This is a genomic window from Paenibacillus sp. sgz302190 (assembly GCF_059820445.1).
This window is the reverse complement of sequence record NZ_JBZYAO010000001.1, coordinates 445,866-467,711: the sequence shown is the minus strand read 5'-3', so window position 1 is coordinate 467,711 and position 21,846 is coordinate 445,866. Positions and strand designations below refer to the sequence as shown.

Annotated in this window: 13 protein-coding genes; 3 read left to right on the top strand and 10 right to left on the bottom strand. The window is 50.1% G+C overall.

The window, feature by feature from the left end:
• Positions 1-258: 258 nt before the first annotated feature.
• A complete protein-coding gene (locus tag AC6RNO_RS02075) occupies positions 259-6,591 on the bottom strand; it encodes an S-layer homology domain-containing protein (protein ID WP_497104369.1) in 6,333 nt (2,110 codons plus the stop codon).
• Between the two features lie 186 nt (positions 6,592-6,777).
• A complete protein-coding gene (locus tag AC6RNO_RS02070; protein ID WP_497104368.1) occupies positions 6,778-8,349 on the bottom strand; it encodes a response regulator in 1,572 nt (523 codons plus the stop codon).
• 284 nt (positions 8,350-8,633) lie between these two features.
• On the opposite strand from AC6RNO_RS02070, the gene AC6RNO_RS02065 reads away from it, so the two are divergent.
• The 3 genes from AC6RNO_RS02065 to AC6RNO_RS02055 all read left to right on the top strand — a co-directional run bounded on the left by AC6RNO_RS02065 (position 8,634) and on the right by AC6RNO_RS02055 (position 14,013).
• Entirely contained in the window at positions 8,634-9,428 is a 795-nt protein-coding gene (locus AC6RNO_RS02065; protein ID WP_497104367.1) for a nucleotidyltransferase domain-containing protein, read from the top strand.
• A 22-nt stretch (positions 9,429-9,450) separates the two neighbouring features.
• Entirely contained in the window at positions 9,451-10,428 is a 978-nt protein-coding gene (locus AC6RNO_RS02060; RefSeq protein WP_497104366.1) for a hypothetical protein, read from the top strand.
• Positions 10,429-10,737: 309 nt separating this feature from the next.
• Complete coding sequence (locus AC6RNO_RS02055) at positions 10,738-14,013, top strand: S-layer homology domain-containing protein (RefSeq protein WP_497104365.1); 3,276 nt, start codon at positions 10,738-10,740, stop codon at positions 14,011-14,013.
• Between the two features lie 157 nt (positions 14,014-14,170).
• On the opposite strand, the gene AC6RNO_RS02050 is transcribed toward AC6RNO_RS02055, so the two are convergent.
• The 8 genes from AC6RNO_RS02050 to AC6RNO_RS02015 form a co-directional block, all read right to left on the bottom strand.
• Positions 14,171-15,487, bottom strand: coding sequence for a nucleotide sugar dehydrogenase (locus AC6RNO_RS02050; RefSeq protein WP_497104364.1), 1,317 nt, complete (start codon positions 15,485-15,487; stop codon positions 14,171-14,173).
• Positions 15,484-16,614, bottom strand: coding sequence for an NAD-dependent epimerase/dehydratase family protein (locus AC6RNO_RS02045; RefSeq protein WP_474680987.1), 1,131 nt, complete (start codon positions 16,612-16,614; stop codon positions 15,484-15,486). Before AC6RNO_RS02045 ends, AC6RNO_RS02050 begins: the two co-directional genes overlap by 4 nt.
• A complete protein-coding gene (locus tag AC6RNO_RS02040; protein ID WP_497104363.1) occupies positions 16,602-17,321 on the bottom strand; it encodes a sugar phosphate nucleotidyltransferase in 720 nt (239 codons plus the stop codon). Before AC6RNO_RS02040 ends, AC6RNO_RS02045 begins: the two co-directional genes overlap by 13 nt.
• Positions 17,322-17,349: 28 nt before the next feature.
• Positions 17,350-18,543 (bottom strand): radical SAM protein, encoded by a 1,194-nt coding sequence (locus AC6RNO_RS02035; RefSeq protein ID WP_497104362.1) that lies wholly within the window; start codon positions 18,541-18,543, stop codon positions 17,350-17,352.
• 27 nt (positions 18,544-18,570) lie between these two features.
• Positions 18,571-19,674 (bottom strand): radical SAM/SPASM domain-containing protein, encoded by a 1,104-nt coding sequence (locus AC6RNO_RS02030; RefSeq protein WP_488437105.1) that lies wholly within the window; start codon positions 19,672-19,674, stop codon positions 18,571-18,573.
• A gap of 1 nt (position 19,675) precedes the next feature.
• Positions 19,676-20,794 carry a UDP-glucuronosyltransferase gene (locus AC6RNO_RS02025; protein WP_497104361.1) on the bottom strand — a complete coding sequence of 373 codons (1,119 nt, stop codon included), beginning with the start codon at positions 20,792-20,794 and terminating at the stop codon, positions 19,676-19,678.
• Between the two features lie 65 nt (positions 20,795-20,859).
• Positions 20,860-21,105 carry a phosphopantetheine-binding protein gene (locus AC6RNO_RS02020; RefSeq protein WP_488437107.1) on the bottom strand — a complete coding sequence of 82 codons (246 nt, stop codon included), beginning with the start codon at positions 21,103-21,105 and terminating at the stop codon, positions 20,860-20,862.
• Entirely contained in the window at positions 21,092-21,724 is a 633-nt protein-coding gene (locus AC6RNO_RS02015; RefSeq protein ID WP_497104360.1) for a methyltransferase domain-containing protein, read from the bottom strand. The genes AC6RNO_RS02020 and AC6RNO_RS02015 overlap by 14 nt, the downstream gene beginning before the upstream one ends.
• Between the last annotated feature and the right edge of the window lie 122 nt (positions 21,725-21,846).

The window sequence follows — 21,846 nt, the reverse complement described above, 5'->3', positions numbered from 1 at the left end:
CCTATTTGCTCAAAAGCACCGATCTCAAAATTTCCGACATTAGCTCCAAGCTGGGCTTTCTGGCTCCGCCTCATTTCATCAAGATCTTTAAAAGCACTATGGATGCACACCGCAAGAATATCGATTCGATTCGTGAACCTAAAGCATCCGCCTCACGGCGGATGCTTTTCTAAGGCTGATCTAAAAAACTCGGGCCACTTCGTTCAATGCGTTCGATTTCCAGCTATCGATTTTTCTCCTCCCAATCCATATCGCCGTTTATTGATCGGCGGTAATCATGCCGTAATAACGCGCCATCCAATACGGAGCATTAAAGGCGTTCCCGTAATCCCAGTTGTTTTCATTGCCGCCGTCGTCAATCGCGAACATGCTGTCGCCGGGTCTCGTGAGCGGTCGTTCGTCAGGGGAAACCGCGATTTTCCTTGTCGGGTCGCCTTTCATCGCCGTTTGCACATGCCGGCCTTCCTGTCTTCTCGTTCTTACGACGAACAGGTCGCCTTCTTTGACCGCCTGCTTGACGTATTGCCCCGTCGCCGGGTCGTATACGATCCCGTTGGCCGCTGGAACGCCGGCCTCAGTGAGCAGCCCGCCCCCGGAAGTCTTGTTGTTGTACCCGTCGTCGGCATTGACGATCGCTTTTGTCACGAACCACGAAATATCTTTGCGGCCGGTAAGATTGACGTAATAATCTGTCCGGTCGATCGGCGTCCGTTTCAGCACCCATGCCGCCTTGTTCAGGTCGACGACTCGCCGGTCGGGATAAGCAAGCTGGTAAATGTAATCCCACAGCGGCTCATCTTCATATTGCATGTTGGACTTATACCAGTTGTCGAGTCCGGCGCGGATCATGACGGCGATGTCTTCGTCGCCCGCCTTCTCCGGAATCGCGATCAGATTGTAGAAGGTGAACATCGCCTGCCGTTCGTCCGAATAATTGTACCAGGTGAACGGAGACGGGTCGCCATCCCTTCGGCTGGCATAATAGTAGCTCGCCCAGCGTTGGTTGAGCCGCTGCATGTAGCCTTGGGCAACCCCGTTTTGCGGAGGCATATTGACGCCTTTAAGTTCTACGGCCCCTGCAAGCGGTCCTGTTCCTTTAATGCCGGCGACTACGTCGTTATAAGCATCCACGTTTTCAAATACGGACGGATAAATGTAATCCCTTGCCACCTTGCGGTATTCGTTAAGGAACATATCGTTGCCCGTGACGTACGCGGCCGTCTTGAAGATGGTCATCAGCTCCGCCGCCCGCAGCGCCGTATCTTCACCGGCGTCTTCGGTCCGGCCGAACACATCGCCGGTGTATTTGCCGTGTACGGTCGGCTGCCCGGTAATATCGGTAATCGTGTAGCCGTTGTTGATGATATGCCGCGCGAACTCTCCCGCCGCATTCGCGATCAGCCGGCCCAGCTCGTTATCCGCATTCGGTCCGGTGCAGAGCGTATCGTAAGCGATTTTGTACAAATACATATGCCCGAGAATTTCGTCGGCGCTTGTATCGCCTTTGTAATACAAGTCCTTCTCGGTTGCGCCGAGATCGGTAAACAGCTTGGAAAGCCTGGCGGGAATGTCGCTTGCGGAATTGACGACCGATCCCGCAAATTCGCCCCAGCCTTTTTTCCGGACGTCATCGTTCCCCGTATTAGTTGGGTCCGCGAACGAATCGGTCGTATTGTAGGAATAGCTTTTGCCGTCCACCGTCAAACCTTTTTTATAAAAGATGCCGTTCCAGCTGTCATGCTTGTCGAAGCCCGCTTTATCGATGCCCATCGTCCGGCTCATAAAGCCCTGGATCGTCCGTTTTTCAGTCGCCGCCGGCCCCGAGTACACATAATCGTCCGGATTATTTTTGCGACCCCCGGCTTTTAGATAGGAGTAGCTCATCGAACCGACATCCATCGTGCTGTACGGCAGCATTCGGACCTTGGCTTCGATCTGCCCCGCGCGTCCAGTGACGTACATAAGCAATAGATCGGCTTCCACGGATCTTGTCGCCCTTGCGCGCGCCTGTTGGGCCTGAACGCTGTTCGGATTTTTCGTTTCCTCTACTGCGGTGCGGAACAATTCGCCGGCGATGGCGTCGGCCGTCCACAACCCGTCATTATCGGTTTCATACCCTCGGCGGTTCCCCGGCGTGCCGCTGCCTTCGGAGAGGAACGGCAAGGCGATTTGGCCGTCCGGACCTCGGCGCAAGTTATTGGCTTCCAGATTATCGCTCATGATCTGGGCTTTTTTCTCGTAGCCCATCCCGATCATCTCGATATGGGAAACGCCACTGATCGTTACCGCCCAAATCCCGTTATTGCCGTCGGGAGCGATAAATTGAACGTCGTCGTCGGGCAAATAACGGTGCGTCGCGAACAATTGCATGACGTCGCGCGAATATGTTTCGCCGAGGTTGATGCGTACGACGCCTTTATTTGTGGCGAGCCATGTCGTATAGGTGGCGTCCGTGACGCTGAACTTGACGTCTGCGGCATCAACCGGAAGGATTTCCCCGGGAAGATCCCCGTTTAATGCCGGGATCGATCGTTCCGTCGGCGCCTGGATGGTACCGTTAATATAATCCTTCACTTCCTGCGGCAGTGCGGAATCTGTTTTTGCATACTTGCTCACGATCTTTTGCAGCACTGTGTTTACGACCGCAGGCGCAATATTTTCCGGACTGACCTTTTGCGCCGTTGTCGGCCTTTTTGTAATATCGATAGGGTCCAAAGGTTCGAACTTAGCCGGATCCGGATCTACGATCACCCTTGTCCTTACCGTCACGCCGTCGACGGTTGCGGAAACGACAGTATTGCCGACCATCTTTGCAGTTACTGTACCATTCGCGTCAACCGTCGCCACTTCCGGCGACAACGAGCTCCAATTCGTGGCCGTTTTGCCCGGTGCCATGATGGAGGCAAGGTCAGCCGCATTATGGATGCCGGCGTTCAGCGTCAGCTTGACGTTGTAGTTGGCCACGATCACGTTCGCTGTGTCGCTTTCGTTGCCGGCGGTCACGCGTACGGTCTCGACGCCGGGAGCCAGCGCTTTGACGGCGCGCCTGCTGCCGTGGTCGTCGTCTTCCTTGATGACGCCGTTCTGCGGTATGCTCCAATTCGCCTCGGCGCCGAGCGGCGTTTTGACATCCATCCAGGCGATTTCGTCCTTGAACAGAACGATGTCGTGTCCGCCTACGATTTTAACCGTCCCGTGGTATTGATCGTAGTTCTCGGCGACTTCTTCGGCACTCAGTGCACGCGAATACATTTTGACGCGGTTGATCGCGCCTTCGAACAGATGGATCACATCGCCGTAGCCTTCGACGTCGCCGCCGAGGATCAAATCGTTCGTTTCGTTGATCGGGAGCACACCGCTCGTTTTGTTGCTGCCGGCCAAAACGCCGTTCACGTACAGCTTGATGGAGCCGCCGGCATACCCGTTTGCTGCATCTCCGTCATACACGGCGGTGAGATAAAACACTTTTCCCTTCACGTCCGCGATGACGTCCGATTCGGCCGGATCGCTCGAATTTTGTGTGTCGAACACGAACTTCTGGTCTTTGGCGGAGTAATAGAGATAATAGCCGCCGTTCTCGTAGGTGCCGAGAATATGGTACTCATCCTTCGACAAATCGCTGTCCGGCGAAATATAGAAAGCCGCTTCCATCGTCATCGCGTCCTGCTTGAACAGGCTGCTGTTATATTTCACCCGTGCGACCGAGCTCGGCAGTCCGCGGCTTCCCGCCCCGTCAAGGACCAGCGCTTGCTTGCCAAATTTGGCATCCTGCATCACCTTGGCGTTGTGCTCAAGAACGGCATCATTCCCGTTGATGGAGCCGTCCTTCACGATATTGCCCGCTGCGTTCGTGAAATCCATGTCCAAAATATCCGCCTGCCGCGGGTCGTATCCGGCCGGAGCCGCTGCAGTCCGGAAAGCCGCGGAGATCGGCTGCGACGGTTTGCCGAAGGCGTCGACGGCTCGGATCGACACGCTGTACTCCGTATCCGGCGTTAAACCTTTAGCCGCAAAAGTATGAGCGGAAACCTCGACGAACGGCGAGATCACTAACGGCGCGCCGATCAGCTTGTCGTTCGCGTATATTTCGTAATGATCCACGCGCGTATCGTCCAGAGCTTTAGGCCATTCGAGCAAGGCGGATACTGCGGTGACGGAAGATACCGTCAGCTTGGACCCTGCCGCGAATTCGGGATTCCGGCTATCTGCCGAATAGGCTTTGGCCGAAGCTACCGGATTTTCCAAATCGATCTTGTAAGGCTCTCCGATGATCGCGCCTTGCCGGTCGAGCTCTCTTCGTTCGATAACAACCTTGTCGCCGTACACTTTGACAAGCAATCCTTGCGATAGCTTCTTGTCCAAATAAATATCGCTGTCATTGCTGTATCCGTACGCTTGTACGAAAGAGGTCGCTCCGTCGCCCACGCGGATGAATCCGTCGTTTGCGTTAATCGTATTGGGGTGCTCCAGCGTATAGTGCGTATGTCCCGTAAACATCATCGCATTCGGATGCTTCGCCATGATCGTTTTGAATTTGGCGTACTCGGCCGGGTTTTTCCAGCCGGCGCCTTCGCTGCCGTAAGTCGTGTTTCGATACGGATAATGGGTGAAAACAAACACCGGTTTGGTCGGGTCCGCCGCTTTCCCTTGCTCATCCGTGCCGATTTTCTCCTCCAGCCACTTGTACTTGGCGTCGGACATGGTGCTGCGGTCATGATCCATCACGATGAAATGGTATCCCTTGACCCAAGTATCGAAAAATACGCCCGCGTTTTCGGTATTGCGATCTACGGCTTCCACGTTGTATCCGGCTGTATTCATGCCGGTTTTGTCATAAAACCGTTCCGCCGCTTTATACTTGTCGCCGCCGAATTCTTTGCTGGCGTAATATTCATGGTTGCCGGGAACGAGGATCGATTTAGCCGCTTTTTCTTTATTGGCTTGAAGAATGGCCATGGCCTCGTCGTACTGCTCCACTTTCCCGCTGTCCACGAAATCGCCGTTAACGACGACGGCATCATATTGGGCGAGCGTGTTGTACACTTCCAGCGCTTGCTTGAATTTGGCCGCCGCGTCCTGGGAAACATCCTCGATGCCGACATGCGTATCGCTCATGACCGGAAACACAAGCGCGGGAGCAGGATCTGTCGGCGGATTGCCGCCGTTGTTCCCGCCATTGTTGCCTCCATTGCCATTACCACCGTTGCCGGTGCTGCTCCCGCCGCCATTGCCGCTGCCGGAACCTCCGGTCACTTTGCGCGGCTGCTTCTCGAACGTCGTGTTCTTCGCAAGCTCGCTTAACGTCGCTTCGTCGATGGAGCCTTGGCCAAGCACTTTCGCCAGCGAGTCGAGGATCAGCTTGGCGATGCTGGCGTCAGCCGCCACCGTCAGCGTAACCCCCTCCGCTTGCTTCTCGACCGTGAGCCGGGCTGCCGATCCGTTCGCCAATTGAACGGAAATATGCGCCGCAGCAACGGATACGCTGTCGAATCGCCCGATCAGCTTCACAGCCGCGTCTTCGGCCACTTGCCCGCCGCCGCCGATGCTTACGTCCGCGAACCCGCTTCCGGTCAAGTTCGCAGCTTCCTCCAGCGTGGCCGGGGATTCGACGCTGGCGTTCGCCACGCCTGTCGATCCTTCAACGACAACTCGCACGCTGCTCTTGCCTTTGCGAACGATCAGCTTCGCGAGCGTGCAGTCCGCGAAATGAACGCTGTTCGCGCCGCCGCCCAACACGATCGTATCGCCCTGAACGGTCAGCCGGCTCATATGGACGTCGCCTTCGCCGATCTCCCCGGCAAGAATCAATTTCCCGGTGATCCGCATATTGCGCAGCGTAACGCCTGCCGATCGAACTGTCACGTCGCCGCTGACGACCGTGACCCGATCGGCATCCCCGTATACGCCCGGTTGGTCGTACACAGTTTGGGCCGGCTTGTCCGTCGGTTTGGCGGCTGCCATCGCTGCATCCAGCAGCATGACCGCCTCTGCGCGGGTCAGCTTCGCCTGCGGTTTGAAGCTGCCGTCGGCATAACCGGCAATCAGCTTGCTTGCAGCGAGCGCCGCAACCGACGGCTGGCTCCAGCCCGCGATCTTCTTCGCATCTATGAACTTGTCCGCGCCGCCTGCGGCCGCGTTCACGTTCAGATTCAACATCCGCGCGAGCATAACCGCCGCTTCCTCGCGGCTGACGCTGCCGTCAACGCGAATCGTGCCGTCCTCATAGCCGGTCACGTAACCGGCCTTGACCGCTTTTTGCACCTCCGGGTAAGCCCAGTCGGGCGCCGCGATGTCCGGGAAGCCGATCTCGCCCGCTGCGCTGAAGCCGAACGCGCGGTTGGCAAGCGCCATCCATTCTGCGCGGGTGACTGTCCGGTCCGGCTCCGCCTTGCCGTCCGGATAACCTTGAAGCAGGTCGTTGCGCAGCCAGCGCTCCATCGTTTCCTTAGCCCAATGCCCTTCAAGATCGGGCGGGGATGCAGAAACAGGCCCGGCGGCATATGTGTTCATACCGGGGACAATCGTGACAAAAACGATGATTGCAGCAAGCCATACCCGCATAACGCGCATGGCAATGATGCCGACACTCATTTGAACTCCTCCTCATTATGTGGTTGATCAATTGCTAGTTCAAATTATAGGCGGGAGGCCGCCGGCGGGAAATGACAGGAAGTGACCGATCGCTTATCTCTTTATGCGGCATTTGCCGGATGGCGGCAGGCTTGCTTCATGAACGAATTGTAAAAAAACGGCCCCGATTTGATCGTTCGCCGCTTTTCATTTATCATGCTTCGTCGTTCGGCCGAGGAACAGCGACGGCGAAGCGCCGCGCACCTTCTTGAACATGCGGGTGAACGAGCTTAAATTCAAATAGCCGAGCTTCTCGGAAATTTCCGTCAAGCTTTTGCCGTTACGCATCATAACAATGGCAAGCTCCGTTTTTTCGAACAAAACGAATTCGGTAAAGCTCATTTGGCTTACTTCGCGGAACAGCCGGCTTAAATACGAACTGTTGAGATGGAAGGTGTCGGCGACCTCCTGAAGCGATATTTCCTGCTGTAAATGGTTTTTAATATATTGCTTGATCAGCACGATAATTTTCGTTTTGTCGTCGACCGAATTCGTCAACTCCAGTTGGCGTTCGGCTCTTTCCATATCGGCGAGCAGCAGTGAGGCGGTTTGATCGAGCTTCTGCGTCGCATACATTTGATCGACCAGGCGATGATCGGCTATCGATTTTCCAGCTGCCAGTTCCTCACACGCAGACCACATGCGAAACAAAAATTCCGTAAACATGTTTTTGACGATGTGGGGATGCAGCCGGTGGGCAAGGAGCAGCGCCTCCTTCAGCTCGTACACCTTGAGCTTGGCTTCGGCAAACTGCAGCGAACCGATCCTTTCGTACAGCTCCCTTCTCGCATGAGACACCGGCTCGGGCAGCGCTTCGCCAAGGGAAATCGCCCCTTCATACAGGCGCCCCTCCCCTTCCGGATCATAATATTGGTGCTGCAGCAGTTCGGCCGCCCGGCGATCGTGCGTTTGCCATTCGTGCGGGTGAACGAACGGCGCACTCCGGCCAACCGAAAACACGATGCCGGTGTTGGCCTTCACTGCATCCATCCACGCGATCATGTCCGCAGCTGCGAGCCGTTCAGACACGATAAAATGCCACCTGTGCAAGTGCGTCTCTTCCACAATGCCCAGAATGTGCTCCCCATGCTCTTGAACGAGCAGCCGCCCGAGCCTTTGTCCCATGCCGCGAATATCCGCTTCCGACAACCGGATATGGACGTGCGAACGGACGTCGAGCTGCAGGACGCAAGCGATAAAACATTCGTCGTCCGGGACGGTTCGCGCCAACTGCTGCCGGATGCGCGCTGAATCGCGCAGCGATCCGCCAAGCCAGTTCCGGTAGAAGGCTTCGTCGGGCAAAATGGCGGCCTCCGGCGTTTTCGGCTGTTCCTTTGGCACGTCGCGCGCCTGCTTCAAAGCAATATTTTGCAATATATCGCACAGCTCTTTCATATCCAGCGTCGATTTTAAAATAAAATCGCTTACCTGCAGTTGGATCGCTTCGCGCATATATTTCATGTCCTGATGGCAGGTCAGCACGATAAAATGGGTGCCGCTTCGATGCGCTTTTGCAAGACGGATAAACTTCAGCCCGTCCATCTTGGGGAGCTCGATGTCGACCAGCACGATGTCGGGCAGATGCAGCTTGAACAATTCGTAAGCTTCAGCACCGTCTTTCGCCTCGCATACAAGTTCTATGCCAAGCGTCGACCACGGAATCGATTTTTTTAAACCGAGGCGCACCAAAATTTCGTCTTCCGCAATCATCACTTTCATTGCCGTCTTCCTTCTTTCTCGTCATTATCGTTGTATAGGGAAGGGTGTCCAGCGTCGTCCGTCTTGACTCTATTCTAACAAGCGGCAATGGCGACGGCGCGGTGATCGGGTTAAAGTTTTTGTAAAGGAGAGCGGCAAAAAGGCTCGCTTTCGCGGCATATACCGGAAAGCAAGCCTTTTTGATGGAAGCATGAAGCTCTTGGCTTATGGCAGAATTGACCATAGTGCAATGCCGACCCTTTTGCTACTTTAGAATCATAACATAGGAAATGGGAGGAATTTCGATGTACGAGCATCATAAACGTGCTTTAAATAATCTGGTTGATACGCTGCGGCAGGATCCTACGATACTGGCCGTAATTACTGCGGGTTCCGTCGCGCAAGGAAAAGCGAAAGAAACATCGGACGTTGACGTTTACTTGGTTGTGACCGATGAATCATACGACGAACGAAAAAAGACTTATAACCTTTCGTATATCAATCATGAGAAAGAAATATGCGATTATCCCGGGGGATACATTGACGGCAAAATAATCAATCTTCGCTTCCTGGAGCTGGCAGCCGAACGCGGCAGCGAACCGACCCGTGCTTCTTTTATCGGATCCAGGGCATGGTTTTCACGTATTCCGGACCTGGATTCGCTTCTCGCCAAAATACCGGTTTTTCCAGAGGCTAATCGGGATAAAAATATCAAGGACTTTTTTGCGCAAATCTTTTTGTATGGCTTTTACTTTGCCGATGAAGCGGTAAAAAAGAGCAGCCCCTACTTGCTCGCCCATTCTGCAAGCAATCTTGTGTTGTTTGGCGGCCGAATCATTCTTGCTCACAATCGCATGTTATTCCCATGCCACAAGTCTTTAATGACGGCTGTCGAAAACGCGCCCGAAAAACCGGACAACTTCATCCGACTCGCAGGCGATCTTCTGAGCAATCCGACAGCGGATAAGTGCAAAGGCTTTGCCGCGATGCTGTTTGGTTTCCGGAATCCCGGCTTCCCTCCGGAGCTTTCCACTGCAATCTTCATTGAAAACAATGAATGGAACTGGCTTGACCAGGATCCTCCTTTAAGCGACCGATAATCAAAAAAGGAGGATTCCTGGTATGCTTGTGATTCTGCCGGTCAAGAGCGTCCCGAAAACGGATAAATTCCCAAGCTGTATCGATGATGCAATCGCATCTGTTGCCAAGTGGCTGGGACGCGGAAACCATTGTATGTATGCTAATGTTTGGAGCTTTTCGCTGCGGCGGGAAGCTCCGACAACATCGCTCCTTGAACGAGTCGAATTTCCTAAGCCGAGTCTTGATTACTTAGCCGCCTATCACGGCATTCGGGTTCGATTTTTCAACAGACCCGCTGATGAAAAAGACGAACGCCAATTACTGAATCTTATTAAGCGGCAACTGGCCGCTGGCATGCCCCTGCTGGTAGAAATCGATGCCTATCATTGTCCGTGGACGGAGATCTATCGGCAAATGCACGTGCTTCATTCTTGCCTTGTGCTTGGCTATGATAACGTGAAGAATGAACTCACCCTGATGGATGCGTTTTATAAGGGGCATTGCGAACCTTTCTCCTGGAATCTATTTCAGGAAATCTGCCGTGGCTATGCTGTATTCGAATTAACCCCGCGTTCTTCTTCAGCCCAAGATGTGTTTGCGATTCTCAAGGAATCGTTATGCAACGAGGAAGATCTGATGCGATTGCGTCAATCGTTTTATGATTTATGTGAGTTTACTAATCTCTATAAGGAACAGGGCCTGCCCGCTAGCTGCTCAACATTTCCGGATCAATTTATTTTGATGAAATTTCCGCTGTACCGTAGACGATATGCAGCTTTTCTCTTACATCTGCATGATGTTTGCGGCCAATCCCAACTGCTCCATCTGGCTCATCAGATGCTGCAGGCAGCCGATCGCTGGGATAAAATTCGACTGCTATGGATCAAGATCGCCCTATCCGGCAATAAGCTGCAGTCCCGTATCCGGCTTACGACCCACATGCTTCAGACAATTGATTTGGAACAAACAACGTTCCGTCAACTGGAGGAATGGGTCGGACAAGCTGGGGATAATCGCTAAGAACTCGTTTTATGCACCTCCCCTCCTCCCGTTATCAGCAAGTCACGGCGCCGCGATTCCGTTTATCCTCCTCTTTCAATTCATGGCGAATGAAGCCTAATGTTAATATCGAGATATTCCACCTTTGTTTTGCACTATTTCTGACACTCTTCTCGCTCTGTATAATTTTATTGAAAACGAAGATGCGTTTTGTTTTGTACCACGCGCATTTTCGTTGCCTTCACCAATTCGTTATGGAAAGGAGTAAAGCTGTTTTGCACATGTAACGGGGGGACACAAAGTACAATAGTCATTACAGGAGAGTGAACAATGAAACGATTTAAACAGCAATATTCCGGATTGGCCGCTTCCATCTTACTGCTTGCTTCCTATTCGCCTGTTCTTGCAGATGATGTTCAAACAAATAAGACATCAGCGGCTGATAACTTTAGCGACCTCCAAGGATTAGACCCGACAACCAAAGCAAAGTTTTCGGAAATGATTGCTGAGGGTATTTTTGAAGGATTAGAAAATGGAAAATTTGGCGTCGCCGAGAACATGAATCGTGCTCAATTCGCTAAAGTCGCTTCTTTCATTTTCAAATTGAAAGCGGATACAAAATTATCCATCTCCAACTTCACGGACGTACAGAAGGACGACCCTTCAAATGGGTATGCACTACCGTATATTGAAGCGATTGTAAAAGCAGGCATTACACAGGGATATGCACCGGGTCAGTTTAACCCTGGAGGTGTTGTTACCAAAGAACAATTGGCGGCTTTTCTGATTCGCGGCCTTGGGCAGGAGAAGGCAGCGGAGTCGGCAAGCGGTCTTGCAGACGACCCAACCGTCTCTCATTGGGCTAGAGGTTATGTGGCTTTAGCTTTACAAGAAAAGTTAATGACGAATCAGGACAACGGCCGTTTTGAAGGCGGAACGGCAGCTACCCGCAAAGACCTGGTGCTCGCTGCATATGAAACGAAACATTTCAAGAAAGCTTTCGTCGGCTCATATGGAATTACATCCTTACAAGCAACGGATGCAAACGCTTTAACGCTATCCTTAAATGGTGCTGTTACCGACACCGACGCGGTTACCTTATCCGTTTATAAAAATGGAACTGAGCAAAAAAGCGGCTTCAAAGTTACCTGGAACGACGATAAAACCGGCGCAACTCTGTTATTTGATCAAAACTTCGACAGCGCTTCGTGGGCGATTCGTTTGGGAGGGCTTCCGAACATCGATGAAACGACCCGTATTGCCAAAGTAGACACGACAGAGGAACGCATCTCGAAAATCGAGTTCTTGTCGGCTGACGACCACCTGCCTCTACTCGCCTCAGGTCAAAAAGCGCGAGTCGATTTCAAAGCTACAAACCAGTATGGTAAAAAAGCTTCGATCCCTGCAAGCAGTTTTAGTATTTTCGTAAACAATGCTGACTTTACCACAGTATCAGGCGAACAAGCTATCTCTATCACCGAAAACACCGGCGTTAAAACAAATGACGGAATTTCTATCATCATATCGGATCGAAATAGCGGAATTACACTATCAAAAACATTTACGGTAGGTTTACAGCCTCTGGCCAGCAAGGTGGAGGTTGGCGAGATCAAGAATGCGTCCGGGGTAAAGCTGGATAACATCGCAGCAAAATCGTCGGCCTATTTGGAAGTCAAAACGTATGATCAATACGGTCTTCGAATAACGGATAAAGACATTTTAAATCAAGGAGTATCTGTGGTCATTGCAGATCCGGATCTGCAGAAGGGTGATGATAACTCGAATGCATTCGTTGACAACGTTGCAGGCGATGATGCCCCGGATGTCAAGCTTACTTCCGTCGCCGATAAAGAGAAAGATATTTCTCTCACTGTCTACGCGAACTATTCCGGTCAATCCGTTTCAAAACAGATCCATGTTAAGACCGCTAGTGTTCCTGCCATGATTGAGTTTGGAGAATATAAGCATAACCTGGCAGTCGGTGATAAAGAAAGAAATGATGATACCGCGGATGCCAATTTATTTGTGCCGCTTGTCGTTAAGGACTGGCAGGGAAATCCTCTATCTGCAGATGATATCATCAATAACGCCGATAAATTTATGATCCTTGGAACCGGCGGCATCTTGCTTGAGGACGATCCATTGAAAGCTGCCAATTCAATTGCTACAAGCGGAATCAACCGAGGCCAAATCGCTATTAAATCCGTCGTTTCGAAAGGCCCGGCGATCATTACGGTTTTCTTGAAAGACAAGCCTGACGTAAAAGCACAGTTCACAACAACGATTGGCGATGAGCGCCGTGCGGATTCCATCAAGTTTTCTTCGCAACCGCAGCCGTACAAATATTTAATGCCTTACTGGGCTACGGATCTCAAACTAAAAGTATACGATCAATATGGCAGTGAAATGAAGTATGATGACGCCCGTAATTATTATGTTCGGATGTCTTTCAAATTTAACAGCGGAAATGCATTCGGCACTTTTTTAGCCAGTAACGAAAAAGACGCAAGCGCAAATGCTCCCTATCAGAATCGGAAATATGTGTTTCAAGCGTTTCCCCAAAGTATGGGGGCTGCATTCGGACCGATTGGAACCGTAGCAAACGAAGTGTATCATGATTTTGACATTCATACTGTTTTCGATAAAGGGTTCCGCTTCTATACCGGAGATTCGGGTGAATCCAGCTTTACTTTTAAAGCCGTATTGTATAAATCGGGAACCAACCAAGAGATTAATTCTCTTAGTTCTGTCGAAGAAGCCTTTGATCCGAAGTTATCATCGGATTTCATGGGCGGGAATCTCGGTTATATTCCTGTTCCGTTACCTTATAATTATTTATCAACGGTTCTTGCCGCCAAAGATTATTTAGGAGATTCGGTAACCGATGCGACTTATGTTTTAAATCATTACTTACAATTCGCTAAAGAATTGAATATTATCGCTTATAAAGGGGATTATTCGCAACAAGTTTCAACGAATACGTGGACGATTAATAGCGGAGCATCGAGCAACCCCTCTGTGGCTCAAGTCGCCAAAGCAAGTAACGGGCGTTGGTATTTGGTCGGTCTAAAAGAAGGAAAAGCCACGATTCGCGTATCTTTCACAGATGCTAAAGGTGAAGGACGCACAGCGGCTTTCGATATTCAAGTTAAAAACGAAGCGCCGGCAGTGTCTTCAATTGTTCTCGATAAATCAAGAATATTCAATATTTCCAGATCGGATTTGAGCACCGGCTTATATGTATGGGATGCTAAACTTGCGAACAAAATCACCGTTACGGATCAATATTTTGATACTGTTAAAGCATTTCACGCTCCTGGGTCGCTGGACGAAGAATGGAATCCGACCGACAATTGGTTGGTCCAAGATCCCGGCGCAACCGGCACAAGCCAGAACGGTAATGATCTGTTGAATCTTATGTTCGCAATAGACAAGATCACCTACGGTTCTCCTGTTGCCGGAACACCTGATTCTGTGAGCATTGATCCGCTGAGAGGATTTATTAAGTATAACTCCAATGGAGGGACCCCTATTTCAAGCTTCCGGGTAAAAGTTATAGCGCCTAATGGTATATCGTCGTCGTTTGATGTCATCCTGCAACCTTGAATATGATTCGCATATAATAGAAATGTCAAATAGTCCCTATAAAAGGGGACTATTTGTATGTTATACCACAAATCGACGATTAATCGATATTTCTCCTCCCAATCCATATGCCATTTATTGATCGGCGGTAATCAAACCGTAATAACTACGCGCATCCTTACGAGAATTTTACCGCTTGTTTCTCTTCTATACAGTTTCCGCGACCCGCTAACATATATCGCGCATCGATCAGACGTTCTTTTTGAAATAAGTCATGGATGGCGCGAAACTCTTCCCATGCTGTTGCAACCACAAGAATATCGCTTGAAATTGCGATCTCCTCCAATGAATCCATCATCCTAATAGGAAATGAATACTGTTCGGAAAAAGATTTCATGGCAAAGGGGTCATAAGCGGCAATGTTGACACAACCATGAGACAGAAGCAATTGAATCATGCGAGCCGAAGGCGAATGTCGAACATCATCGCTTCCGGGCTTGAAGGCAAGACCTAGAATACCGATTTGCTTGTCGCGATCGCCTATACCGGCCAGAATCCGTTCGACGAACCTCTCCATGATATCATGATTAATATCTATCACAGCGTTCAGCAGCTTGGGATTGTATCCATACTCTTCCGCTACTCGCTTGAAGGCCATGGTATCTTTAGGCAAACAATATCCGCCGAATCCGCAGCCGGGGTATACGTATTTGCTCATGCCTGCCGGGAATCCGGACCACCTGCGATCCATATGAAGCAGGTTAAATGCGGCAGGCACCTCAATATCGCCAATTTGCTCCGCGATCATCGCCGCTTCATTTGCGTAGCTGATCATGGTGGCAAGCAGCGTGTTTGAAGCGAACTTCACAAATTCTGCAGTTGTTGGCGAAACGCGACAATAGGACGCTTTAAATGGCCTGTATGCCTCTTCAAGCAACGATCCGATTGTATCGTCGGCTTCACCCGCCACTATACGATCAGGAAACATGAAATCGTTCCATGCACTGCCCTCCCTTAGAAACTCGGGATTGTACGCCAAACCGACCTGCTTCCCGAGCTCAAATCCTTCAGCATGTATGGTTGGAATCAATAAGTCTCGCATTGTGCCCGGAGGAACGGTTGATTTCACGACAATTCCATAAAACTTGTCCCTGTGCAGGCAATGAAGAATATTAAGTAGTGCTCGATTGAGACTTGATAGATTCAGTTGTCCGCTCTCATCGGCGGGAGTTCCGACACAAAGAAATATCAACTCGGCATGGTCGACTGCTTGCTTAAGCGTTTCTTGCACAAAAAATTTCTGATCAAGCTGACGTTGCAGCGCTTTTTCCAAACCTGGTTCGTAAAAAGGTACCTGACCTGAACGATAGCACGCACGTTTGGCCGCGTCCTGATCAAATCCCCAAACGCGCATGCCTTTTTCCGCAAATCCGAGCGCAGCGGTTAATCCGACAAATCCGAGACCGATTACCGCCACATCTGCAGGCTTTTTCATGCCTTCACCCCGTTAAAAGTTAAATATCGTCGAATCCCTTCTTTCAACCCGATTTCCGGCTGAAATCCGAGCAGTTGTTTCGCTTTCTGAATATTCGGGCAACGCCTCTCGGGATTATGGGTCAAATAGTTATAATCCTCCGGACTGCAATAAAGGATCGATGTCCTTTTTCCGGTTAGCTCGCGGGCGCATTCTGCAAACAAAGCTGCCGTATCCGACACGCTGATTTCCGGTGCGTCCGAACCGATATTAAAAATATCAAAACGGTCATGAGTCAATACAAGCAAATATCCGACTATCGCATCCGCAATATATAAATAAGTACGTGTCGGCAAACCGCTTGAGTAAATTTCAATATCCGTACCTTTAACTATAGCTTTTGCAAAATCGGAAGTGATTCGTCGGTCATTCAAATCCAAACCGGGACCGAAATTATTAAAAGGCCGTACGATCCGAATCGGCAGCCGGTACAGCTCATGGTAGATATAGCACAATGTCTCGCCAAGCCGCTTGGATTCATCGTAGCAAGCCCTGGGTCCGGTAGTGGGTACATTGCCGTTATAAGTCTCCGGCGTTGGGATGGCATTGGAATCGGGGTTCCCGTACACCTCGCTGCTGGAGAAAAATAAAATGCCTTCAGGATTTCCCGAACGGCACTCATCGAACAGCCGTTTGAGTCCGATCACATTCGCCTCCAGCGTCTCCAGGGGGAAGCGCCGGTAATGAGTTGGAGAAGCAATGGAAGCCAAATGAAAGAGAAAATCCGCTTCCTTTACGTATGGCTCGAATGAATCTTTCGTCACATCAAAATCACAGACTTTTAACGGTGGCCATCCCCCATTCTCTAAATCGAGCAGCCATTTCGGCTTCCCTCTTGTAAAGCTGTCAAGTATATAGATTTGATGAATCGGATCGGCATTATTTGATAGATACAGCAAGAACAGAGTCAGATAATATCCGATAAATCCGCCGCCACCGGTAATGACAATCGTTTTTTTCGCAAACCTTTCCGGCTTGCCGAACTTTTTCAGCATATAGATCATATCTTCTCGGATCACTTCATTTTCCCAAGGTAGGCTTTGTACATGCTTCTGTTGCTCGGATAGCAGTCCTTTCATACCTTCCATGGAGCCTCACCTCTCTCCCAAAGCCTTTCAAGCTCGCGCTTGTCATGTATCGTATCCATACAGGCCCAGAAACCCTCATGCCGGTAAGCCATCAATTGTCCCATCGCGCTTAAGTTCTCAAGAACTTCTCGCTCCAGTTCTGTCTCGTCACCATCGATGAAATTCAGGACCTCCGGTTCGAACACGAAAAAACCGCCATTGACCCATTCATCCTGCGCGTGAACTTTCTCACGAAAAGAAGTGACAACACCGTTTACGCACCGCATCATCCCAAATCTTGCTTTCGGTCGAACCGCCGTCACCGTTGCAAGTTTTCCATGACTTCGATGAAACCTCAACAAAGCGTTTATATCAATGTTTCCCAACCCGTCGCCATATGTGACCATGAATGCCTGATTATCAATACTGCGACTTACTCTTCCCAAACGGCCACCCGTCATGGTATCGCTTCCCGTGTCGACCAGTTCTATCTTCGCTTCATTTAGACTATGCCTTGCCTTCTTCTCGCCGGCGGCGAAGAAAGCTTGAAAATAGTCGGCTCTATAACCAAGAGTCAACATAAAATCATTGAATCCGAAAGAGCGATAAATCTGAAAAATGTGGCACAGAATCGGTATACCGCCAATTTCAATCATCGGTTTGGGCCGGCTATTCGTCTCCTCGGCAAATCGAGTTCCCAAGCCTCCGCATAGAATAACCGTCTTCATTGCGTTGTTCTCCTTTCACTGATGCCGATCATATGTGTGCAAGCGATGCTGCAGAGCCATGCAAGTAAAGCACATTGCATTTGGAACAAGCCGGGGATAGCTGTTCTCCCAGTGTTCGCCTGATTTTATCATAGGCCTCTGAGTTCCAGATATCATTAAGCGATTGTTCATGCAGATTGCCGACGGAGAACTCCGAGAAAAATTTACAGGCGCTCACGTTACCGTTAGGCATAATGTCGGCTCTTGTACTGAGAGCCAAGCAAGTCGTGGCGCATCGTGAAGTCATGGCATCGCCGCCGATAAACGCTTCGATCTCGTCAAAGTCGAGTCCAGGCTGATAGCGGATGCGGGTATGCCATATTCTATCGTTGATCCGTTTTAAATCATCCATTAATCTTCCTATGTTCTCCGGCTTCATATGATATTTGAAAGCATGCCAGCTGCTTCGCCGGTTCTCCTCAAGCTGCTTCAACCAGTCAAAGTGATCCCGGAAAAAGATATCCATCTCGCTTGTCGTTTCCTGCGAAATGTACCAGGGGAAACAGAGAAGTACAAGGTCGATTCCCTTACGCTCAAAGAACGCCATCAAATCGTACATTCTTCCGATCATACTGTCGTTGATCACCGAGTGAACCGAGATTTTTCCATGAAACAGACCTTGTTCACGAAGAGCGATTAGACGATCGATCTGATTCATTACTTTTTTGAACGATCCTTTTCCGCGAAGCAGATCGTGCTCTTTCTCAAAGCCCTCAATCGCGATAAGTAATTCGAGATTGGGCGAAATTCGGCATAAGCTTTCTTCGTATTGATCGATCAGGTAGGCGTTGGTACATATGGTTGTTTCCCGGGGGTCCTCCTCCAGAAGCTTAAGAATGTCCGAAATCTTGCGATGAAACAAAGGTTCGCCACCCCATAGATACAGCCTCGACTTGGTCTCGCGGGTTTCCTCCAGCAAGCTGCGAAATATATCGACGTCCATATCCAGATTCTGCTCATCGCGTTCCATATCGTGATGATATCCCGAGTCGTTCCATTGATAGCAGTGCTTGCATCTGAGATTGCAGCGATTGGTCAGTTTAACGGCAATAACCTCCGGCATCACTGTTTTATAACCGGAATCCATCTTTCTCTTGCGATGCGGAACAACCACATTTCGAATCGTTCGTTTCAGAATTTCGAATGATTTGCGATCCATCGCAACTTTGCTGGACGGCTGCATCGCGATCCCTCCTCGTAAAATGTTGGGCTAAGCCATCATGGGTTTTTCGTTATAAAATAGGCAACAGCCTTGGCAGATTGGCAGCAGATGCTTTCGCAAATAATTGCGGTACTGGGCATACTTCTCTCCTCTCCAGATTTCATCGATACCCGTTTCATGAACGTTACCCAGCGTCAAATCATAGTAGGCGTGGCACGACGTCACGTCGCCTCTGGCATTGATCTCCGTGCTGATCCATGGGAACGGACATCTTTTCTTCACTTTCGTCATGGAAAACCAGTCGGCGCTGAAATATTTGCGTATATTATCTTCAGTCATCACTTTAGGATAGGTGTTCAAGTATTTGCCTTCCGCCTGACAATATTCCGCGATTCGGTTGACCTGCCTGGCAATCAAGCCTGCATCAACATCCGCAAAGATCGCCGGATCGCAGACAAATCCCTTGGCTAACGGAGCTTCCTGTACGCCAAACTCTCTTCGCAATACCCCTGCATAATCATGGTGGTCTTTCTCGGTGATGTACGCTTGAAGTTCGAGACTCATACAATCAAGCCTGCTGATATCCAGCGATTCGAAGAAAAACGATTCAAGATATTTGTAATTTGTAGGCGTTATGACCGTGCTGATGCCGATCTGAGGATATTTCGAACCCGCTCGTTCCCTCAAACGCTGCAGCTTCTCGATGCCTCTTAACGCCTTCTGGAAGACTCCTTTGCCTCTTTGCGCATCATTAATATCAGGAGGGCCGTCCAGAGAAATCCATACCCTCTCGGGCGGGCAGGCGACCAACAGTTCGGCATACTTCTCCAGCAAGGTGCCGTTCGTCGGCATGTGCACCTTGCTTCCCGCTTCATGGATGGCCTCCAGTACTTCGTCAATATGCGGATAAAGCAATGGCTCGCCGCCGTATAGCTCATAGTAAGGTTGAACCGGCTTACAGGTGTTGATGATATTCTTCACCACTTCGATATCGAGCTGCCTTAATATTTTTTTCTCCCTGTAAGGTCCGTTTTCTCCCCATTCGTAACACATTTTGCAGCGCAGATTACAGCTTTCCAATAACTGCAGAAACACCCACTTCGGTAAAGATAAATCCATTGAAACAGAAGGTGTGATGACAGAACTTTGCATGCTATCCTCTCCCATCGACCAAAGTCATCCCGCTTGCCATACAGGTTGCGTAATCAGGAATTTGTGCTCTCTTGATTACGAGATTGTGTTGCAGCTTCTGCAGGACGTTCATCTCATATCCACCTTCTCTCCAGCGCTCATACCGAATACCGAACCCCTCTGATTCCCACACGTCCGCGTTTACTTTCTCATGCTGACCGAATGGCTCCAGCAATACCAGCGGGGTCGCCGAGGCTAGCGAGTCAATAAGAGCACCCGCTCCAGGTTTACTGATGACTGCTGTCGACTTGCGAATGACCCCGTACAAACCGTGATAATCCAGACCGGGAGAATAAACGATGTTACCGGGTTGATCCACGCGTGCAAATGGCGGAAACGTATGCGACCCTCCCTCTTCCCTTATCCAAGCTCGCCAATCCGGATCGTTCATGAAATACCGTCTGCCCGCCGTATCAACGGTGATATCATCAAGGCCATACGCGACTACATCAAGCGAATATCCGGCTTGCTCCAGCTCTTGAATAGATTGGCGGAACGTGCCGATTCCCCAACCTCCTCCGTGAACGACGAGTCGTCCATTACGTTCAGGGAAAGGAACCGGATCAGTAACGTCAACATCGATTCTGAATTTGGTTTTCTTTCCGATTGGATCATAGAGACCAACCTCACGATAACATGCTGCATAATTTGGCATCTGCTTGCGCAGCTGCTTCCAGGAAGGCGATAAATCGGAATCGACGTAAAGCAAATCCGCCACAACGTCGCCGCCTGCCAGTTTACGAAATTCATCAAGGATATGGACCCAGTGGCCAGATAGACAGATGAATCGCTTCCTTCCCTCACGCAACCACCGAACAATCAGGGCTTCCACTTTATTGGAATCGAGACTCTTTCGAATATTCCCCGGAATTTTCTGCGAAGCGAAAGCAAAGGCAAAGTTCGCGGCGTAAGCCTTTCGGCTCTCATCCGACATCAGCTTTTTGTCTTCCGTAAGCAGGTTTTCGAACACTTCTACATCTGTAACTTGTCCCAAACGCTTCAGCTTCTGTGCGATCAGCAGACCGGGAATGTAAAAGCCCAACCCGAATCCGGAGCAGAGAATCGTCACTACTTCCGTCATTTGTGCCCTCCTGTCTCATTAACAATAGCTTTCCGCCTTAAAGGTACCGTAATGAACCGAGATTATCATACGCGTTCCAACTGACCCAAATAATGAGTGAAAGCTTCGATCGATTCCAGATGATCGAGGTTAAACGTATCAAAATCAACTTCAACATCAAATTCTTCTTCAATGCGAAGAATAAAGCTAATAATTTGCAGGGAGTCCATTGCTGCGTCGATCATCAAGTCGGAGGAGTTGCTGAGGGTTTGGAGCAGTGTCGGATCTTCCTTGATTTCGGCGATGATTTCAATAATTTTACTGTTCATCATAAATTCCTCCTTTTTTTCTTAGCACTACAATGAGATCCGTTTGAGGAACAAACAAATTATAGTTCGTAATGTGCAGCTGCCTGCAATCAGTCACCGATTCGATCTCCAGATCGGAGGTCATGTTTTCTTCTAAGTGACGAATAAGCGACTCTTTACTGAACCGCCAAATCACCCCGTCGATTGAGGAATTGGCCATATACCCCCTTTCCGCTTGCGACCTGAATTTTGTTACAAGGACAACCGGATCGGCAATGATAATCCGTCCATCATCACGCAGCAATCGGCTGCACTCCCGAAACGCTTTCTTATGGTTTCGAATGTGATGAAAGCTGCGAGCAAAGATAATCACATCGCAGCACTTGTCCTCCAGTGGTACGGTTTTGTCAATATAAGCGTGAACATAGGAATCAAACCGCCCCAATTTAACGCCTAGCTTCAGCGCCCGCAGGTTGGGGTCCATGTTGATCCAGCGAACATAACGATTCGATCGGGCGAACTTGTTCAACAATCCAGTCCCGCAGCCGACTTGAAGGACGTCCCCCCTTAATTCCGGCAAAGCCTTGTAAACATTGCGAGGAATCGGAAAATTCTGCACTAGCATAGCTAGCTCGTAGATCATGGGATAGCGGACTTGAAGCTGGACCAACTTGCTCGTATAAAGCGGGTTGCGTCTAGTTTGCCTTTTGAAATGCCACTTATTCAGATAGTAGACAGGACTTGCCATCGCGAAAAGCACGATGA